Annotated in this window: 16 protein-coding genes and 1 pseudogene; 2 read left to right on the plus strand and 15 right to left on the minus strand. The window is 71.3% G+C overall.

Translation table 11 applies throughout. The annotated features are described in order from the left end of the window. Window positions 1-2 precede the first annotated feature (2 nt). Entirely contained in the window at window positions 3-167 is a 165-nt protein-coding gene (locus CIK06_RS04245) for a BTAD domain-containing putative transcriptional regulator (RefSeq protein WP_232534007.1), read from the minus strand. A gap of 388 nt (window positions 168-555) precedes the next feature. Between CIK06_RS04245 and CIK06_RS30565 the strand changes: the two genes are divergently transcribed. Continuing rightward, window positions 556-732 (plus strand): hypothetical protein, encoded by a 177-nt coding sequence (locus CIK06_RS30565; RefSeq protein ID WP_232534008.1) that lies wholly within the window; start codon window positions 556-558, stop codon window positions 730-732. A 389-nt stretch (window positions 733-1,121) separates the two neighbouring features. Here the strand turns inward: CIK06_RS30565 and CIK06_RS29805 are convergent, their stop codons facing one another. The 14 genes and pseudogenes from CIK06_RS29805 to CIK06_RS04315 all read right to left on the minus strand — a co-directional run bounded on the left by CIK06_RS29805 (window position 1,122) and on the right by CIK06_RS04315 (window position 13,790). Beyond that, the gene (locus tag CIK06_RS29805) at window positions 1,122-2,534 is read right to left on the minus strand and encodes a TfuA-like protein (RefSeq protein WP_095563711.1); all 1,413 of its coding nucleotides are present in this window, start codon (window positions 2,532-2,534) and stop codon (window positions 1,122-1,124) included. Beyond that, on the minus strand, window positions 2,531-3,724 hold the full coding sequence (locus tag CIK06_RS04255) for a YcaO-like family protein (protein ID WP_095563712.1): 1,194 nt from the start codon (window positions 3,722-3,724) through the stop codon (window positions 2,531-2,533). The genes CIK06_RS29805 and CIK06_RS04255 overlap by 4 nt, the downstream gene beginning before the upstream one ends. Window positions 3,725-3,734: 10 nt before the next feature. Continuing rightward, window positions 3,735-4,478, minus strand: coding sequence for an ABC transporter permease (locus tag CIK06_RS04260; RefSeq protein WP_095563713.1), 744 nt, complete (start codon window positions 4,476-4,478; stop codon window positions 3,735-3,737). 58 nt (window positions 4,479-4,536) lie between these two features. Then, complete coding sequence (locus tag CIK06_RS04265; protein ID WP_095563714.1) at window positions 4,537-5,505, minus strand: ABC transporter ATP-binding protein; 969 nt, start codon at window positions 5,503-5,505, stop codon at window positions 4,537-4,539. Further along, window positions 5,502-5,795, minus strand: a complete 294-nt coding sequence (locus CIK06_RS04270; protein WP_095563715.1) for a PqqD family protein — start codon at window positions 5,793-5,795, stop codon at window positions 5,502-5,504. The genes CIK06_RS04265 and CIK06_RS04270 overlap by 4 nt, the downstream gene beginning before the upstream one ends. Next, window positions 5,792-7,255 carry a StsB family radical SAM/SPASM domain sactipeptide maturase gene (gene stsB / locus CIK06_RS04275; RefSeq protein ID WP_095563716.1) on the minus strand — a complete coding sequence of 488 codons (1,464 nt, stop codon included), beginning with the start codon at window positions 7,253-7,255 and terminating at the stop codon, window positions 5,792-5,794. Before stsB ends, CIK06_RS04270 begins: the two co-directional genes overlap by 4 nt. Window positions 7,256-7,320: 65 nt before the next feature. Further along, entirely contained in the window at window positions 7,321-7,629 is a 309-nt protein-coding gene (locus CIK06_RS04280; protein WP_095563717.1) for a hypothetical protein, read from the minus strand. A gap of 98 nt (window positions 7,630-7,727) precedes the next feature. Then, a complete protein-coding gene (locus CIK06_RS04285; RefSeq protein WP_095563718.1) occupies window positions 7,728-8,063 on the minus strand; it encodes an aroma-sacti cluster domain-containing protein in 336 nt (111 codons plus the stop codon). Between the two features lie 116 nt (window positions 8,064-8,179). Further along, window positions 8,180-8,803, minus strand: coding sequence for a GAF domain-containing protein (locus tag CIK06_RS04290; protein WP_095563719.1), 624 nt, complete (start codon window positions 8,801-8,803; stop codon window positions 8,180-8,182). Then, complete coding sequence (locus CIK06_RS30570; RefSeq protein WP_369916172.1) at window positions 8,781-9,821, minus strand: S8 family serine peptidase; 1,041 nt, start codon at window positions 9,819-9,821, stop codon at window positions 8,781-8,783. Before CIK06_RS30570 ends, CIK06_RS04290 begins: the two co-directional genes overlap by 23 nt. Before the next feature lie 1,702 nt (window positions 9,822-11,523). Further along, window positions 11,524-12,495: pseudogene (locus tag CIK06_RS30575) on the minus strand (adenylate/guanylate cyclase domain-containing protein); the annotation flags it as partial. Continuing rightward, window positions 12,492-12,683, minus strand: coding sequence for an aroma-sacti cluster domain-containing protein (locus CIK06_RS04305; protein ID WP_157756597.1), 192 nt, complete (start codon window positions 12,681-12,683; stop codon window positions 12,492-12,494). The gene CIK06_RS04305 and the pseudogene CIK06_RS30575, both read right to left, overlap by 4 nt. A gap of 4 nt (window positions 12,684-12,687) precedes the next feature. Next, window positions 12,688-13,005: a response regulator transcription factor gene (locus CIK06_RS04310; protein ID WP_095563723.1), complete on the minus strand. Its 318-nt coding sequence runs from the start codon at window positions 13,003-13,005 to the stop codon at window positions 12,688-12,690. Beyond that, entirely contained in the window at window positions 13,002-13,790 is a 789-nt protein-coding gene (locus CIK06_RS04315) for a hypothetical protein (protein ID WP_157756598.1), read from the minus strand. Before CIK06_RS04315 ends, CIK06_RS04310 begins: the two co-directional genes overlap by 4 nt. Window positions 13,791-14,084: 294 nt before the next feature. Here CIK06_RS04315 and CIK06_RS04320 point away from each other — a divergent pair, with 294 nt between their 5' ends. Beyond that, entirely contained in the window at window positions 14,085-15,764 is a 1,680-nt protein-coding gene (locus CIK06_RS04320) for an ATP-binding cassette domain-containing protein (RefSeq protein WP_095563725.1), read from the plus strand. Window positions 15,765-15,796: the final 32 nt, after the last annotated feature.

Genomic DNA, 15,796 nt, shown 5'->3' on the forward strand with positions numbered 1-15,796 from the left:
GGTCAGCGGAAGTTCTTCAGCGGCAGGTCGCCGCGGAGGATGGCGATTTCCAGCGCCCGCAGGTCTGCGCCCGGTTGTATGCCGAGATCGTCGGCGAGGCGGGCGCGGGCCTGGCGGTAGAGGTGCAGGGCTTCGGCGCTGCGGCCGCTGTGGTGCAGCGCGAGCATGTAGAGCGCGAGCAGGCGTTCGCGGAGGGGATGGTCGGCGACGAGGCGGGGAGGGTTTCCAGGAGGTCGTGGTGGTGGCCGATGGCCAGGCTGGCGGCGATGCGGTCCTCGACGGCGGAGAGGCGTGCCTCCTCAAGACCGCGGCAGAGGGACTCGGCGGCACTGGCGGGGCGGTGTCGTGCAGGGCGGGGCCCGACCAGAGGGCGAGGGCGCGGTCGAGCAGGTCGATCCGCAGATAGGGGTCGGAAGTGGCGCGGGCCCGACGCTGCAGGTCGCGGAAGCGGTAGACGTCGAACTGCGTGGGGTCGGCGCGTAGGACGTAGCCGCCGCCGACGCCGGCGAGTTCGACAGCGTCGGTGAGGATGGAGCGCAGCCGGGAGATGATGACGTGCAGCGCGTGGCGCGCGGTGCGGGGCGGGGTCTGGGACCAGGTGATCTCGGTGAGCCGGTCGGTGGGGACGACCTGGTTGAGTTCGAGCGCGAGGACCGCGAAGACGAGTCGTTGCTGGCGTGGGCCGAGGTTGATGCGGATGCCTTTGACGTGTGCCTCGACCGGGCCCAGTAAGCAGAATTCCATGCTGGCCCCCGGGGACGTGACGCTGTACGGCTCAACTCTTTCCGCTAGTGGCTGAGTGGATCAATTCTTGCCTCTGGAAATTTGTTGAGTCAAGGGTTGATCGCCGGGGAATCGATCGACGGACGTTGACAGGTGTCGGGCGGCAAATAGTCTTGCGACGGTGAATGCGCTGGTTACCGCCCTCGTCGGAAATCCGCAGGCTGGACGCTATCGGTGAGTTGGGTGACACATACTGTCCGGACGGCTGACGGGTGGAATCGGTCGGTCGGTGACTCGCCAGATAGCGTCGGAACACACAGTGACAGGGTGCGGATCCGACATATCTGCACGCTGTTACTGTGTGGTATGAATAGGTTATAAGAATTGCGCGTCGAGGCTTATCGGCGCATTGCGGCCCGCTGTCGCAGCGCCAGTGTGCCGAACCGGACGGCGCTTCGCTCCAGGCCGGGCAGGGTCAGGAAGCCGCGCCGGGCGAGCGCGTGCGGCACCGTCGGGCCGGAGGCGCCCCACCGGTGCAGGAACAGCATCGCGGCCACCTCCGGACGAGCCTGCGTCCCGCCGTCGTTGCGCGCGTCGTCGGCCCGGTGCACCAGTGCGGTCCACTCCGGCCAGGCCGGGTGCCGCCGCAGCAGGGCGAGGACCCGCGGCCGCCAGTCCCGGCAGAGGTTGATCGGCCAACTCCGGAGCAGGATCAGCACCGCCTGCTCCGGTACGGGCAGCGTGCGCTCCGGCGCGGACAGCAGCATGGCCAGGCGCTCGGGCGGCGGCGAGTCCACGCGCAGGCCCAGGGAGCGCATCGCGAATCCGGCCGGGTCCGGGGTCAGCTCGCGGAGCATTCCGGACAGCGCCTCGTGGTGCAGCTCGGGATAGCCGTCGAAGTGCAGCCGAGCCGCTTCGAGCACGTCCACCGCCGCCACCCAGTCCCCGGACGGGCCGAGTTCGGCCTCTTGCCAGTAGGTCACCCAGTCGCGCAGGTAGCTGGTCCGCCACGGCGGAGCCGTTCCGGCCGACGCACCAGCGGTGGCGGCCGGTCCGGAGGCGGCCGGTCCGGAGGCGGTGGCCGGGGCGGCGGCGGCCGGGGCGGTGGCGGCCGGTCCAATGGTGGCCGGTCCGGAGGCGGTGGCCGGGGCGGCGGTGGCGGCCGGCCCGGTGTCAGCGGTCGCGGTCGCCACGGACATCGCGTGGGCGACCGCCTCCGCGGCGTCCCGTGCCTTCACGTCGCATTCGGCCCGGCGCAGGAACTGGATCAGCGATGCCGGGGCGAACGAGGCCAGCCGCGTCCAGGTCCGCTCGTCGAAGACCAGCCCGCGGGCCGCCTCGATCAACGACTCGACCGCCGAGGCCGGCGCCACCTGTCGGGACACCGCCAGCTTCCCGCCGTACCGCAGATTCACCAGGGCCACGGAGTCGGCCCGATATCCCAGCTCCTGCGGGCTGTGCCGGACCGCGACCTCGTCGTCACCGTCGATGTCGCCGCTGGCGTACATCCGGTACACCTCGCCGACGCCGACCATGCCGAGGCCGTCCAGCTCCGCCGCCCGCATCGCTCCCATGCTGGCCGCCCCGATGACCACCGCTCCCGCGTCGACCGCGCGCAGAATCTCCTTGTGCCGTACCGCCGGCCGGTCCCGGTACAGTCCGTCGATGATCACCGCCACATCGCCGGCGCCGATCCGATCCCGCTGCAACGTCCCACTCTCCACCGGCGGTCGCACCTCGGCATCCGGCGCGATGGCCGCAACCCGCGAGGCGGGCAGCGTCGGCCCCGCATACACCAGCAGTCGGTTCACGCCACTCCCTCGCTCAGCTGCGCACCGGGCACCAGCACCTTCGCCACGCAGGCACCGACCTCGGGCTGCGACATGTCCACCAGCAGCGGTGCCGAGAACGCGGCCGTGGCCCGCCGCTGCACCTCCGCCAGGTCATCCAGCAGCGTCCGGTGTGCGGTCGCGACCTGCCCGCGGATCGACTCCGGCCCGGGCGGCGCGTCCTTGACCGGATCCAGCATCCGGTACACCGGCCGGTACTGCCCCCGGTGCAGGTCGTCCCGGCCGCCGGAGATCAACGTCAGCCGTGACTGTGCCGCCTCGGTCAGCGCCCGCGTCGTCGCGATCTCGGTGGCCAGGTGGCACCCGTACCCGCCGGAGAGGATCTGGTAGTCCGGCGACACGATCCGGGCCGCCACACAGGGCAGCCCGGTGGGGCTGGGCAGCCAGCGCACGTCCACCGAGACCTCCGCCGCCGCGAACCGGTCCAGCAGCGAGTCGACCGGCGCCGAGCCGAGCAGCCGCGGATCGAACGCCCTGCCCGCGGTCCCGGCGCGGTGGGCGCGCGACACCGCGTCCCGCTCGATCACCTCGTACAGCGCGTGCAGCGTCGCCTCGACGAAGGTGTTCCCGCTGGCCAGCCCGTTGGAGGTCTCCTGGAACAGCCGCGCCCGCCAGCCGTGCGGCTCGCGGAAGTCCAGCACCACCAGGCGGTACGGCACGGGGACGTGGGCACCGTCGGTCAGCCGGGTCGCGGTCACCCACTCGATCGGCAGGTCGTCGTGGAACAGGGAGTTGTACTCCAGGGGGAGGTCCCGATCCACGTCGTAGCCGAGCGAGTCGCCGATCCCGCGCACCGTGTCGAGGAAGACGCCGGCGACCGGGAAGTTCTCCGCATGCCACAGCTCGATCGATTCCATCAGCGCCGACACGCTGGCCAGGGTCCGGGTCAGCCCCTTGCCCTGCGAGACGGTCAGCGTGCTGGCCTGCGGGCGGATCGCCTGGAACGTCGGGATCCCGATTCGATCCAGCATGGTCACATCGGCCAGGCGCGTCACGCCCACCCGCCGTGCGTACCCGCGGGCGTTGGCGAGGCTCTCGGCGCCGGAACAGGCGCGGTCCGTGCCCGGCATGGTGATCTTGGCAAGGTCGAGCGGGGTGACCCGGTCGGCGACGCCGCGCAGCGCCGGAGGCACCTCGACGGTTGAGGTCATCCGCAACTCCTCACATGCTCGCGGCGCGCCGCAACAGCGCGGTGCTGGCCAGCAGGTAGGTGATCGGCGCGAGCGTGCCGAGCACCAGCAACGCCGGCCAGGCCTCGCCGAATCCGAACGCGACCGCGTCGCGCATGCCGGTCACGCCGTAGGTGACCGGGTTGACCACGGACACCCAGCGCAGCACCTCCGGCATGTGCTCGCGGGTGTACATGGACGGGCTGGAGAAGAGCAGGATCGGCAGCGACGTGTTGGTGATGATGTTGAACAGCTGGAAGTCGTCGATGATCAGGGCGACGACCAGGTAGAGCGCGTTGAAGGCGGCGGCCGTCACCACCAGCGTCACGCCAAGCGCCAGCCAGCGGGACAGGTCCAGGGACATGCGCAGCACCGCGACCGCGACCGCGAGCGCGACCGCGGCCTGCAACACGACCACGCCGACGCCGGTCAGGATCTTGCCGGCCAGGTAGCGCGAGCGGCGCAGCGGGTACGACCACAGCTCGGTCGACACGCCGCTCATCTCCTCCTGGAACAGCGCCATGCCGGAGATCAGCGAGGCGCTGAGGATGGCCGACATCAGGACCATGGGCAGGAGGAACACGTCGTAGCGCAGGGTGATGCCGCGGTAGTCGACCGCGCCGACCAGGTTGCTCAGCGAGGTGTTCATCAACAGCAGGTAGACCAGGGTCGGCATCAGCGACAGCACGAAGTTCACCCGGTTGCGGGTGAGCAGCGCGAACTCGCGGAAGAACATGCCACGCAGGTCCGTTCCGCGCGGTACGTCGCGGGTGGGGCTGGGCGGGTGACGGAAATCAAGCCTGGGCGACACTGGTCCTCGCCTCTCCCTGCGTGGTCAACCGGACGAACACGTCCTCAAGCGAATCGGTCTCCACGGCGATCCGGACCAGCTCGGCACCGGCGTCCCGGCACCGGGCGGAGACGGCCGGGATCAGCGCGTGCGCGTCCCCACCCTCGCTGGGGAACACCCGCAGCAGCGCACCGGCGTGGGAGGCCTTCCAACCCTCGCCGAGCGCCCAGGCCACGATGGCCTCGGCGGGCCGCTCGTCGCGCAGCTCGGCCACCACGTGCTCGGTGCCGAACTCGCGGACCAGGTCCCGCGGCCGGGCGAACCGCAGCACCTGTCCCTGGTTGATGACCAGCACCCGGTCGCAGTTGCGCTCCAGCTCATCGATGTTGTGGCTGGCCCAGAGCACGGTCACCCGATACTCCTGGCGCAGCCACTCGACCAGTTCCCAGATCGTCCGGCGGCCGGCCACGTCCAGCGCCGCGGACGGCTCGTCCAGGATCAGCAGCTGGGGTACGGCGAGCAGCGCACGGGCCAACTGCAGGCGCTGCTTCTGCCCGCCGGAGAGTTGGAACGCCAGCCGGCGCATCGAGTCCTTCAGCCCGAGGTACTCGGTCAGCTCCGTCACCCAGGGCTGGATCTCCCGCCAGTTCAGGCCGCGGAAGCGGGCGGCGATGCGCAGGCAGTCGACGGCCGGGAGCATCATGTCCAGCGGTGCGCCCTGGTGCATGGCCGCGACCTTGGTCTTGGCCATCGGGTCGTGCAGCGGGTCCGCACCGAAGATCCTGATCGACCCGCTGCTCGGCCGGGACGCGCCGCAGATCATCCGGATCAGCGTGCTCTTGCCGGCACCGTTCGGGCCGAGCAGCCCGACGACCTCCTCGGCCGGGATCGCGAACGACACCTGCGAGATGGCCGGCCGCGGCGCCTTCGGGTAGTGCTTGGTCAGCCCGTCGGCGGTGACCGCGTCGGTCATGGCTGTCCCCTCTGCGGGATCACCATCTCCTTGGCGGCCATCCCGCCGAGGAAGTCGTGCACGTCGCTGAGGATCTCCGCCCGGGCGAGCGGGTCGCCGCCGGCCAGCTTCGCGGCCAACTCGTCCGCGATCTGGCCGGGGTCCCGTCCGGCCGCCATCAGGCACCAGATCTGCGATGCGCTGCCGTTCAGCGACTGGAACTGCCCGGTGTTCACGTTGTAGAGCCGGACCGTGTCGTCGCCGGCCCAGACCACGTCGTCGGAGACCTCGAATGCCGTACCGGTTGTCATCTCGCTCCCACCTCCACGATCGGCAGCCGGCGAGACCGCGAGACCACCCGGTCGACCGGCGTCTTCACCCGCGGCGTCTCGTCCCGCCAGTCCTCGTACACCGGATGCACCGAGCCGTCGTGCGGACGGATCGGTACGAACGCGCCCGGGTCCTCGATCAGCGCCAGGTCCGCGCCGAGCGCCCGCCAGATCGTGGAGATCTGCGAGTGGCGCAGCATGCGGCACAGCGCACGCGAGTTGCGGCGCAGGTCGCCGGAGCGGGCCATGTGGAAGGCGCGGCAGCCGCCGCCGCACGCCGCCTTGATGTAGCAGCGGGAGCAGTCGGTGTGTACGTCGCCGCCGAAGACGGTGCTCTCCCGCAGCGCGGTCATGTTCGGCGCCTCGAAAAGCTCCTTGAGCGGCTTGGCGCGCACGTTGCCGGCCAGGTCACCGAGGCCCGTGACCAGCTTGCAGGGGTAGACGTTGCCAAGCGAGTTCACGTAGATCTCGTTGCCGCCCATGCCGCAGTTGCCCTTGACGCCGCAGGGCTTGATCGCCTTGATCGAGTCGTCCAGCAGGTGCTCGGAGAGCGGTTCGGTCCACATGAAGCGGTCGGTCTTCAGGTAGTCGGCCCACTCGAAGCCGAGGTGGTCCTCCGCGCCGCGGCCCAGGTCGCTGTGGTGCTGCACGCGTACGTGCTTGATCTTGAACCGCTCGCCGAGCGCGGCGATCTCGCCCATGCTGTCGACGTTGTCCGAGGTGACCACGTGGTTGATCACCGGGCGGACGCCGGCGTCGTTGAGCAGTTGCAGGCCCTTCATCGTCTTGGCGAACGTGCCCTTGCCGCGGGTCGCCTCGTGGCGCTCCTTGGTGCCCCCGTCCATGCTCACCGTGATGCGCTGGAACAGCTCCGCCATCGTCCCGGCGATCTCCGCGTTCCGGATGTACGTGCCGTTGGTGATGATGTTGACGTTCAGCCCCTGCTTGCGTGCGTGTCGGGCCACGTCGAACAGGTCGCGGCGCATCATCGGCTCACCGCCGGTGAAGACCACGGTGGCGGCCCCGGCCTCGGCGATCTGTTCCATCAGGCTCATCGACTCGGCGGTGTTCAGCTGGCCCGGCAGCTTCCGCTCGGAGGAGTCGTAGCAGTACGGGCAGCGCAGGTTGCAGCCGTCGGTGATGGCGTAGTAGACGACCTTCAGCTTGATCCGCGGCGTGATGTCGCCCGGCTGCCAGCCCGGCATGTAGACCAGGAAGTTCAGCACCAGGTGGGCGAGCGCCTTGTCCAGTTCGCGCTTGGTGGGAAAGAGCCCGTCGGGCCGATCGCCGCGGGCCAGTGCGGACAGCAGGTCGTCCTGTTCCGGCGTGAGCAGCACCCACGAGGCCAGGTGCGCGTTGAGCGCGAACCGGCGCGTGGCCGTCCGGAACACCACGATGTCCTCGGGCACGGTCAGTCCGGCAATCTGATCCGCGATTTGCACGATTCACCTCCATTATGGATGGACCGGCGGCAGGGTTCCGTACGTTGCCCTGCCGCCGGGGGGATCTAGCTGGATCCGCTTCCTCCTCCGCCACCGGTGCACAGGCAGGCGCACTCGGCGACCGGAGCGGACATGCCCTCGACCTCACTGCCGGTGTCCTGTGCCTGCGGCCGGTCCCAACCCATGACCCGGGTCATCGCCAGGGCCAGCCCGTTCGCGTCGTGGGCCTGCACCTCCGGCGAGCTGATCTCGATGACCGCGCGTACCTGCGGCTCGGTCAGGGTGCCGATGATCTCTTCGGTGGCCGGGGCGACCGCGCCGCCGTAAAGGCCGTGGCGGCGTAGCTCCGTAGCCGGATCGAATGTGGCTGTCATTTCCTAGATGCCCTCCTCAATTGGGCACGGAACAGCTGCGCACCAAACAGTCGGAATTGCTCCTGACGGCTGTTCCGTGCGATTCCTGGGAACGAGTTCTAGTTGGATCCGCCGCCGCCGCCGGATCCGGTGCAGAGGCAGGCGCACTCGGCGACCGGAGCGGACATGCCCTCGATTTCGCCGCCGGAGTGCTCCACCTTCGGCCGGTCCCAGCCCATCGCCCGGGTCATCGCCAACGCCAGGCTGCCGTCGTCGACCGGCTGGTCCTGCACGTCCGGCGACTCCAGCGCGTCCACCCGCTGCTTCACCTTGACGAACACGTCGACCTGCGGCTCGCTCAGCGCGCTGAGCACCTGTTCGGTGGCCTCCGGGACGTCCTCGCCGAGCAGGCCGTGTCGCCTTAGCTCATCGACCGGGCTGAACACGTCTGTCATGTCCGACACCTTTCCTCGTGGCCGGCCGGCGTTTATCGTCGGCCGTCGACTTTTCCATTCTCTTGAGTTGCGGCGGGTGGCCACAACCCCACGAATATGGGGTGCCCGACAACGACTCAATAGAGCCTTTCCGGTCGTTCGAGGATTTCCACGGACGCGGCCAACAGCGTCATCGCGAGGGGATCCACGCCGCCGGCCGGCATCCGCCCGACCCAGCGCGCCAACAGGGCCTCCATGCCCGGGGCGTGCCCGCCGGCCCGTTCGCGCTGGTGCAGCAGCGTCAGCCCGAGCGCCGCCTGGGTGGCCAGCAGGCCCAGCAGCTCCATGTCGGCCAGTTCCCGGCCCGGCGCCGGGGTGGCGGAGGTGTGCCGGTCCAGCACTTCGAGCACGCCGATGCACTGGCCGTCGGCGATCAGCGGCGCCGCCATGATGGTGCTCGGCACGTACCCGGTGGAGCCGGCCGCGTCGCGGGCGAACTGGTCGGTGTCGGCGACGTCGTCGGCGATCAGCGGCTGGCAACTGGCCACCACCCAGCCCGCGATGCCGGTACCGGCCGGGAACGCGGTCCCGATGAGTTCCGAGGCACCGGCTCCGGACACCGCCGCGAAGGTGAGCTCGCCGGTGTCCACGTTCACCATGAACACGCTCGACGCGGCTGCGGCATACACATGTCGGGCCACCTCCACGATGGATTGCAGCAGCTGACGTTCGGTGACGTCACCCGCGAGATTCTGCGACATGGGCACTGCCTCCTAGACGCGTCACGTTGGCGGCACAGTGGAAGAGCACGCTCTTGAGCTGGAACGGGGTGAGCCGGGGATGCTTGCTGAGCACCAGCGCGGCCATGCCGGTCAGGTGCGGTGCGGCGAAGCTGTTGCCGGTGCTCCGCACGATCCCGCCGCCCGGCCGGGCCACCGGCACCCGAGCCCCGCGGGCGTGAAAGTCGACCGGTGGCGCCGGGTTGTAGTAGTAGGTCTTCGGGTCGGACTCGTCGTGGCTGGCCACCGAGATCACCGAGGAGAAGTTCCACGGATAGCTCTCCACCGGCAGGTTGTGCGCGGACACCACCAGCACGCATCGGCGGAAGTAGGCACGGTCGGCCAGGTCGGTCAGCCGGGTCCGGAACTCCGGCCGGGTGGTGGACAGGCTCATGTTGATCACGTCGAAGCCCTGGTCGATCGTGTGCTCCAGGCCGGCCAGCAGCGCGGCCCCGCTACCGAACTTGCCGTCGGTGAGCACCTGCACCGAGCTGATCTCCGCGGCCGGGGCGAGACCGCGGACGATGCTGGCGCAGGCGGTCCCGTGCCCGGCCCGGTCGACCGGCGGGCACTCCTCCATCCGCGGTAGTCCCGCCTCGTCCGTGCCGACCCGCCAGGCGGTGGCGATCGGGGCGCACAGCTCGTGCCCGCCGTCCACGCCGGAGTCGACGATCGCCACCCGCACGCCGCACCCGTCCGCGCCGCCCCACGCCCACTCCGGGGTGATCTCCGGGAACGCGGAGACGTCGAACGTCTCGTTCTGCGAGGCGGCGGCCGGCATGCTCCACGCGGGCAGGCCGGGGAACTGGGCGCGCCGGCCGCGGCGCCACGGTGGAAGATCCTCTACAGCCATCCGCGTACCCTCCGCAACGGCAACTCGGCGCCGACCCCGCGTACGCCTCGGCCGCATCGCCCAGCACCGCATCGGCGCTCGCGTCGTCGCCGCACTGCCGGTACGCGGCGGCCAGCTCGGCCAGTACGTCGCCGCGCAGGCAGGCATCGTCGGTGCGGGCCAGCAGCGTACGCACGCGGTCGATCCGTTCGGCGATCTGCTCGCCCGGCCGGGCCGAGGCACGCAGCGCGGCCGTCTCGCCGAGGATCCGACCACGCAGGTCCATCCGGTCGGCCTGGCCGGTCAGCGCCCGGATCTCCGCCACGGCCTCGTCGTCGTGGTTCCACCGCAGCCGTTCCCGGAGCGCGAGCAGCCGTACGGTGAGCGCGGTCGGCCGGTGCCCGGTCTCCTCCAGCGCGCGGGCCGCCGAGCGCAGGTGACGTTCCGCCTCCCGGTGCTGGCCGGCCAGCGACGCGACCAGCCCGGTGCCCTGGTCCACCAGCACCCCGGCCATGGTCAGCCGCAGGTCGGTGACCGCCTTCCGGGCCTCCTCCAGCGCGGCGGCCGCCCCGTCCAGGTCACCGACGAGCGCCAGCAGCCGCGCCTGCACGACCAGCACCGGGGCGAGCAGGACGCGGTCGCCGGCGAACCGGGCGGCCACGTCCCGGCAGAACGCCAGCTTGGTCGGCACCGGTGTCGGCGACCACTGACCCACCTCGCAGATCGCGGCACGCAGCCGGTCGGCCTCGTACTCGTCGCCCATCGCCTCGGCATGGTCGAAGGCGCGGAACGCGGAGCGTTCCGCCGCGCCGAACTGGCCGTCCGCGATCTGCCGCAGCATCCGCAGCTGTTCCAGCTGACTGGCCGCCAGATGGTCGTCGGGGTCGGGGCGCAGGCCGTCCGGTTCGCCGACTCCCTCACCGGTACGCAGTGCCAGCAGCGCGCGGTGGATGCGGACCGCGAGCCCGGCGTTCTCCGGTTCGGCCACGGTCCTGGCACCACGCAGGTCGCCGGCGAAAAGCAGCGCGTCGCTGAGCCGCAGCGTGGCGACCGCCCGACGCGGATCGTCGGCGGGCAGCGGCAACTCGTGCGCGCGGCGCAGCAGGTCGAGCGCGGCCGGCAGGTTGCGGCGCCGCAGCGCCAACGTGCCCTCGGCGAGCAGCGCCGCGGCCGCGCGACCGGCGATGGCCGGCAGTTCGTCGTCGTCCGGGCGCAGGTCGCCCAGGAGCCTGACCGCGACGCCGAGGTGCTGGGCCGGTGCGACGTCGCGGTCGGCGAGCGCGCGGTGCCAGGCGAGCCGTTGCCGCTTGTCCAGCCGGCCGTAGACGACGCCCTGGGTGAGCTGCTGCGCGAACCGGTAGCTCTCCGGCGTGGGACCGGCGCTGATCATCTGTTTCTTGATCAGGTCCGTCATCGCCTCCGGCGCGGGATCCGCGCCGAGCATGCTCAGGTGCTCCGCGGTGAACTCGCAGCCGACCACCGACGCCGCCTCAAGCAGCGTGACCAGTTCGGCCGGCAGCCGGTCGACGGCCGCGCCGATCATCGCGGTGATGGACGGGGGTACGTCGCCCAGCGCGTACCCGAGGGCGAGCGTCTCCACCATGAGCTCGGCGAAGAGCGGGTTGCCGGCACAGTCGTCAACCACCCGGTCCAGCACGTCCATGCCCTGCGCCACCACCTCCGCGTTCTCCGCCGTGGTCATCAGGTGCGCGACCAGCCCGGTGGTGTCCGGGCGGGGAAGCGGGTCCAGGACGAGCGTGCGCGCCCCGGGCAGCGAGGTCTCCTGCCGGGAGATGCCGACCAGCAGCGCCGGCGCGGTGGCCAGGTCGGCGATCAGCTCCAGGACCAGCGGCTCGGCCCACTGCATGTCGTCGACGATCAGCACGGCCGGCTTCACGTGGCGCATCAGCTCGCGGATCGCCCACCGGCACTCCTCCGGGCCGGGGCCGATGCCACCGTCCGGGTGCTGCATGTGGCCCAGCACCTCCAGCAGCCGGCCGTCGCGGACGCCGGCGATCCGGTCGGTGACCGCGTCGCCGGTGAGCAGGTCGGTGAGCAGCTCACCGAACGGCCCGTACCCGCCTGGCTCCGGCCGTGCCGGGCAGTGGCCGGTCGCCACGGGCGTGCCGTCCGGCAGCGTGCCGATCGTCTCGCGGACCAGCCGGGACTTGCCGATGCCCGGTGGGCCGAGCACCAGCACGGTCCGGCTGGACCGCTCCCGCGCCACCTCGTCGAAGGCGTCGCGCAGGAACGCGCGTTCGGCTTCCCGGTCGAAGAGCCGGGACCGGTCCTCGACCGGGGCGATCGAGGGCGCGGTCGCCCGCCAGGCGGGGACCGGCTCGCGCTTGCCCTTGAGGGCCAGCGGCGGCATCGGCGCCAACTCGGCGTGCGCCCGCACCAGCCGCGCGGTCACGTCGTTGACCACGATCTCGTTCGCCTGGGCCGCCGACTGTAGCCGGGCGGCCAGATTCACCACGTCGCCGACGATCCGCACGCCGGCGTGCTCGGAATGCGTCACCAGGGCCTCACCGGTCGCGATGCCGCAGTGGATGGCCGGATGGGCGCCGGAGATGGTCAGCCGGGCGACCTCGTCGCGCATGGCGAACGCGGTGAGCAGCGCGCAGACCGCATCGTCCTCGCGGGAGCGTTCCGCGCCGAACACGGCCATCACCGCGTCGCCGATGAACTTCTCCACCACGCCGCCGTGCCGCCGGACAGCCGTCACGCAGATCTCGTAGTAACTGTCCAGGAAGACCTGAAGCGGCTCCGGGTCGAGGCGTTCCGCGAGGCTGGTCCAGCCGACCAGGTCGGTGAAGAGCACCGCCACCAGCCGGCGGCTCACAGGAGCTTCAGCTCCTGCCCTTCCACGTCCGGTGACGCGTCGTGCAGCCGCCGCTGGACGTCGACCAGCACCGCCACCTCCTGTTCGGTCAGCGTGGCCAGGGCCTCACGCTGACGCACGGTCAGCAGCTCGACCGGCTGGCCGGCATCGCTCAGGGCCGTGATGGCGTCGAAGGACACTGCAGCCACCTCCTCAAGGCGTTGTGGACTCGCAGATCGGATCGTCTCGTCGTGGTGGGCACCGCTTGCCGCGGCTGGCGTGCACCGCACACCGGCAGCGGCACGGCGGCCACATCCGGGTGGAGAGGAAGCCGTGCACGTAGCAGTACGCGACCAGCTCCGCGCGGTTCCTGCAGCCGGTCCGCTCCAGCAGCAGGCTGATCCGCTCGCCGACGGTGTGCCGGCTCAGGTGCAGTTCCCGGGCGGCGGAGTCGGTGGTGTAGCCGCGGGCCAGCATGGCGATCAGCGACAGGTCGGTCTCGGACATGTCCGGCGGCGCGACCTGGGTCATGGCGCGACCTCGTGGAAGCGGGCGCGCACCGCGGCGGCGGCCAGGAAGGTGACGTCGGCGGTGCCGGTGCGGCGTTCGCACCAGCGCCAGTCGCCGTCGGTGTTGGCCTCAAGGAAGACCGGCGTGCCGTCGGAGGTGATGAGCAGGTCGAAGGCGGCGTACGTGAGTCGCCATTCGGCGGCCAGCCGGTGCACCAGCTTTTCCGCCTCGGGTGGGCAGGCGGCCCTGCGTACCTCGACGCGGGACGGTGCGGTCCAGATGGCGGCGGGACAGGGCTTGCGGATCTCGTACCCGCAGATCGCCCCGTCCAGGTAGTAGGCGCGCAGTTCCCGGTCATGCGGTACGAAGTCCTGCACCACCAGCGGGGTCGGCCGCTCCGGTGGCGGATCGGCGCGGTTCACCACGACGGCGGTGGGCTCGCCCGGAAGCCGGTCCACCGCCTTCACCACGGATCTGGGTGGTCCGGCGCGCAGCGCCCCGCCCGGGTCCGTGGTCACCGTGGTACGCGGGACCACATAACCGAGTCGGGCCGCGTCGTGCAGTTGCCCGAGCTGTCCCGGCGCGCGGCCGGGGAACGTGGCCCGCCAGCTCAGGCCGGGAAGGTGCCGCATCCAGGACACCACCGGGCGGAATCGGACATCGTTGACCGTGAACTGATCGGCCTGCAGATCCATCGAGAACCGATCACCCGAACCGATACGCACGGTCGGTATCGACAGCAGCGCGGCCACCGCGTCCAGTTCACGGCAGCGGGTGGGGTCGGCCAGCAACACGGCGGAAGTCACTCGATCCTGCCTCATGACGCACCCCAGAAGGCATAGGTTGGAACGATCATCGCTGCGGAACAAACTATCGATGGCCACTCATTGATCTCTCAGAGCGAACTCAACGGGAGGCGTCGATCCCCTTGTCGACCTGCGGGTACATCTCGTTCGTCGGCGGGCGGAACCACCACCACGCCCCGACCGGCGCGCGGGGCCGCGGCCGGGGCGGCGCCGGGTTGCGGCCGATCCGGGGCCGGCCCGAACCGTCCGATAATTGGCTGGGCGGTACGCGCCGCGCTCGGGCACCATTCCGGGGTGGGTTACATCGACGTCGCCGGGGTCGGGTACGTGCTGCCGGACGGCCGGGAACTGCTTGCCGACGTGTCGTTCCGGGTGGGCGAGGGCGCCAATGTCGCGCTCGTCGGGCCGAACGGGGCCGGCAAGACCACCCTGCTGCGGATGATCGCCGGCGACCTGCCGGTGCGCACCGGGGCCGTCGCCCGATCCGGTGGGCTCGGCGTGATGCGGCAGTTCATCGGCATGATCGGCGACGAGACCACGCTGCGCGACCTGGCGCTCTCGCTCGCCGAGCCGGCGCTGCGGGCCGCCGGGGAGCGGCTCGCCGCCGCCGAAGGGGCGCTGCACGCCGCCGAGCTGCGCGGCAAGTACAGCTCCGCGGCCGGCAAGGCCCAGCTCCGGTACGCGGACGCGCTGTCCGCGTGGGGCGAGGCCGGCGGGTACGACGCCGAGGTGCTGTTCGACACGGTCGCCACGATCGTGCTCGACCTGACCTGGGACGCCTGCCGGGACCGTCCGGTGCGTACCCTCTCCGGCGGCCAGCAGAAACGGTTCGCCCTCGAACTGCTGCTGCGCGGCGCCGACGAGGTGCTGTTGCTGGACGAACCGGACAACTTCCTCGACGTACCGGGGAAACGCTGGCTGGAGCGGCGGCTGCGCGAGACGACCAAGTCGGTGCTGTACGTCTCGCACGACCGGGAGCTGCTGGCCCAGACCAGCGACCGGGTGGTGGCCGTGGAGGGTGGCGGCGCGTGGATCCACCCGGGCAGCTTCGCCACCTGGCACGAGGCGCGGGTGGCCCGGCACGAGCGGCTGGACGAGCAGCGCCGGCGCTGGGACGAGGAGCACCAGAAGCTGCGCGAGTTGATGCTGATGTACAAGCAGAAGGCGGCGTACAACTCGGACATGGCCTCGCGGTACCAGTCGGCGCAGACCCGGTTGCGCCGGTTCGAGGAGGCCGGGCCGCCGCCCGTGCCGCCGAAGGACCAGGACATCCGGATCCGCCTGCGCGGCGGACGGACCGGCAAGCGCGCGGTGGTCTGCGAGCAGCTCGAACTGGACGGCCTGACGTACCCGTTCGACCTGGAACTCTGGTACGGCGACCGGCTGGCGGTGCTGGGCGCCAACGGCACCGGCAAGTCGCACTTCCTGCGGCTGTTGGCCCGCGGCGGCACCGACCCGGACCCGGCGAACGCGCCGGTGGACGCCGGGGCCGCGCTGGCGCCGGTGGCGCACGACGGGGTGGCGCGGCTCGGCGCCCGGGTCCGGCCCGGCCACTTCTCGCAGACCCACGACCGGCCGGAACTGGTGGACCGGACGCTTGTCGAGATCCTCTGGCGGGGTGACGAGCACCGGGCCGGGATGGACCGGCACGCCGCCATGGCCGCGCTGTCCCGGTACGAGCTGGCCGGCCAGGGCGACCAGCGGTTCGGTTCGCTCTCCGGCGGCCAGCAGGCACGCTTCCTGGTGCTGCTGCTGGAGCTGTCCGGGGCCACCCTGCTGCTGCTCGACGAGCCGACCGACAACCTCGACCTGGCCTCGGCCGAGGCGCTGGAGGCCGGGCTGGCCGCGTTCGAGGGCACGGTGATCGCGGTGACCCACGACCGGTGGTTCACCCGCTCGTTCGACCGGTTCCTGCTGGTGGCCGGGGACGGTGAGGTGAAGGAGACCGCCGAACCGGTGTGGGACGTCGGCTGACCCGCGTCGGCCGGCGGCCCGGCCGGACCCCG

Source organism: Plantactinospora sp. KBS50 (assembly GCF_002285795.1).
Classification (GTDB): Bacteria; Actinomycetota; Actinomycetes; order Mycobacteriales; family Micromonosporaceae; genus KBS50.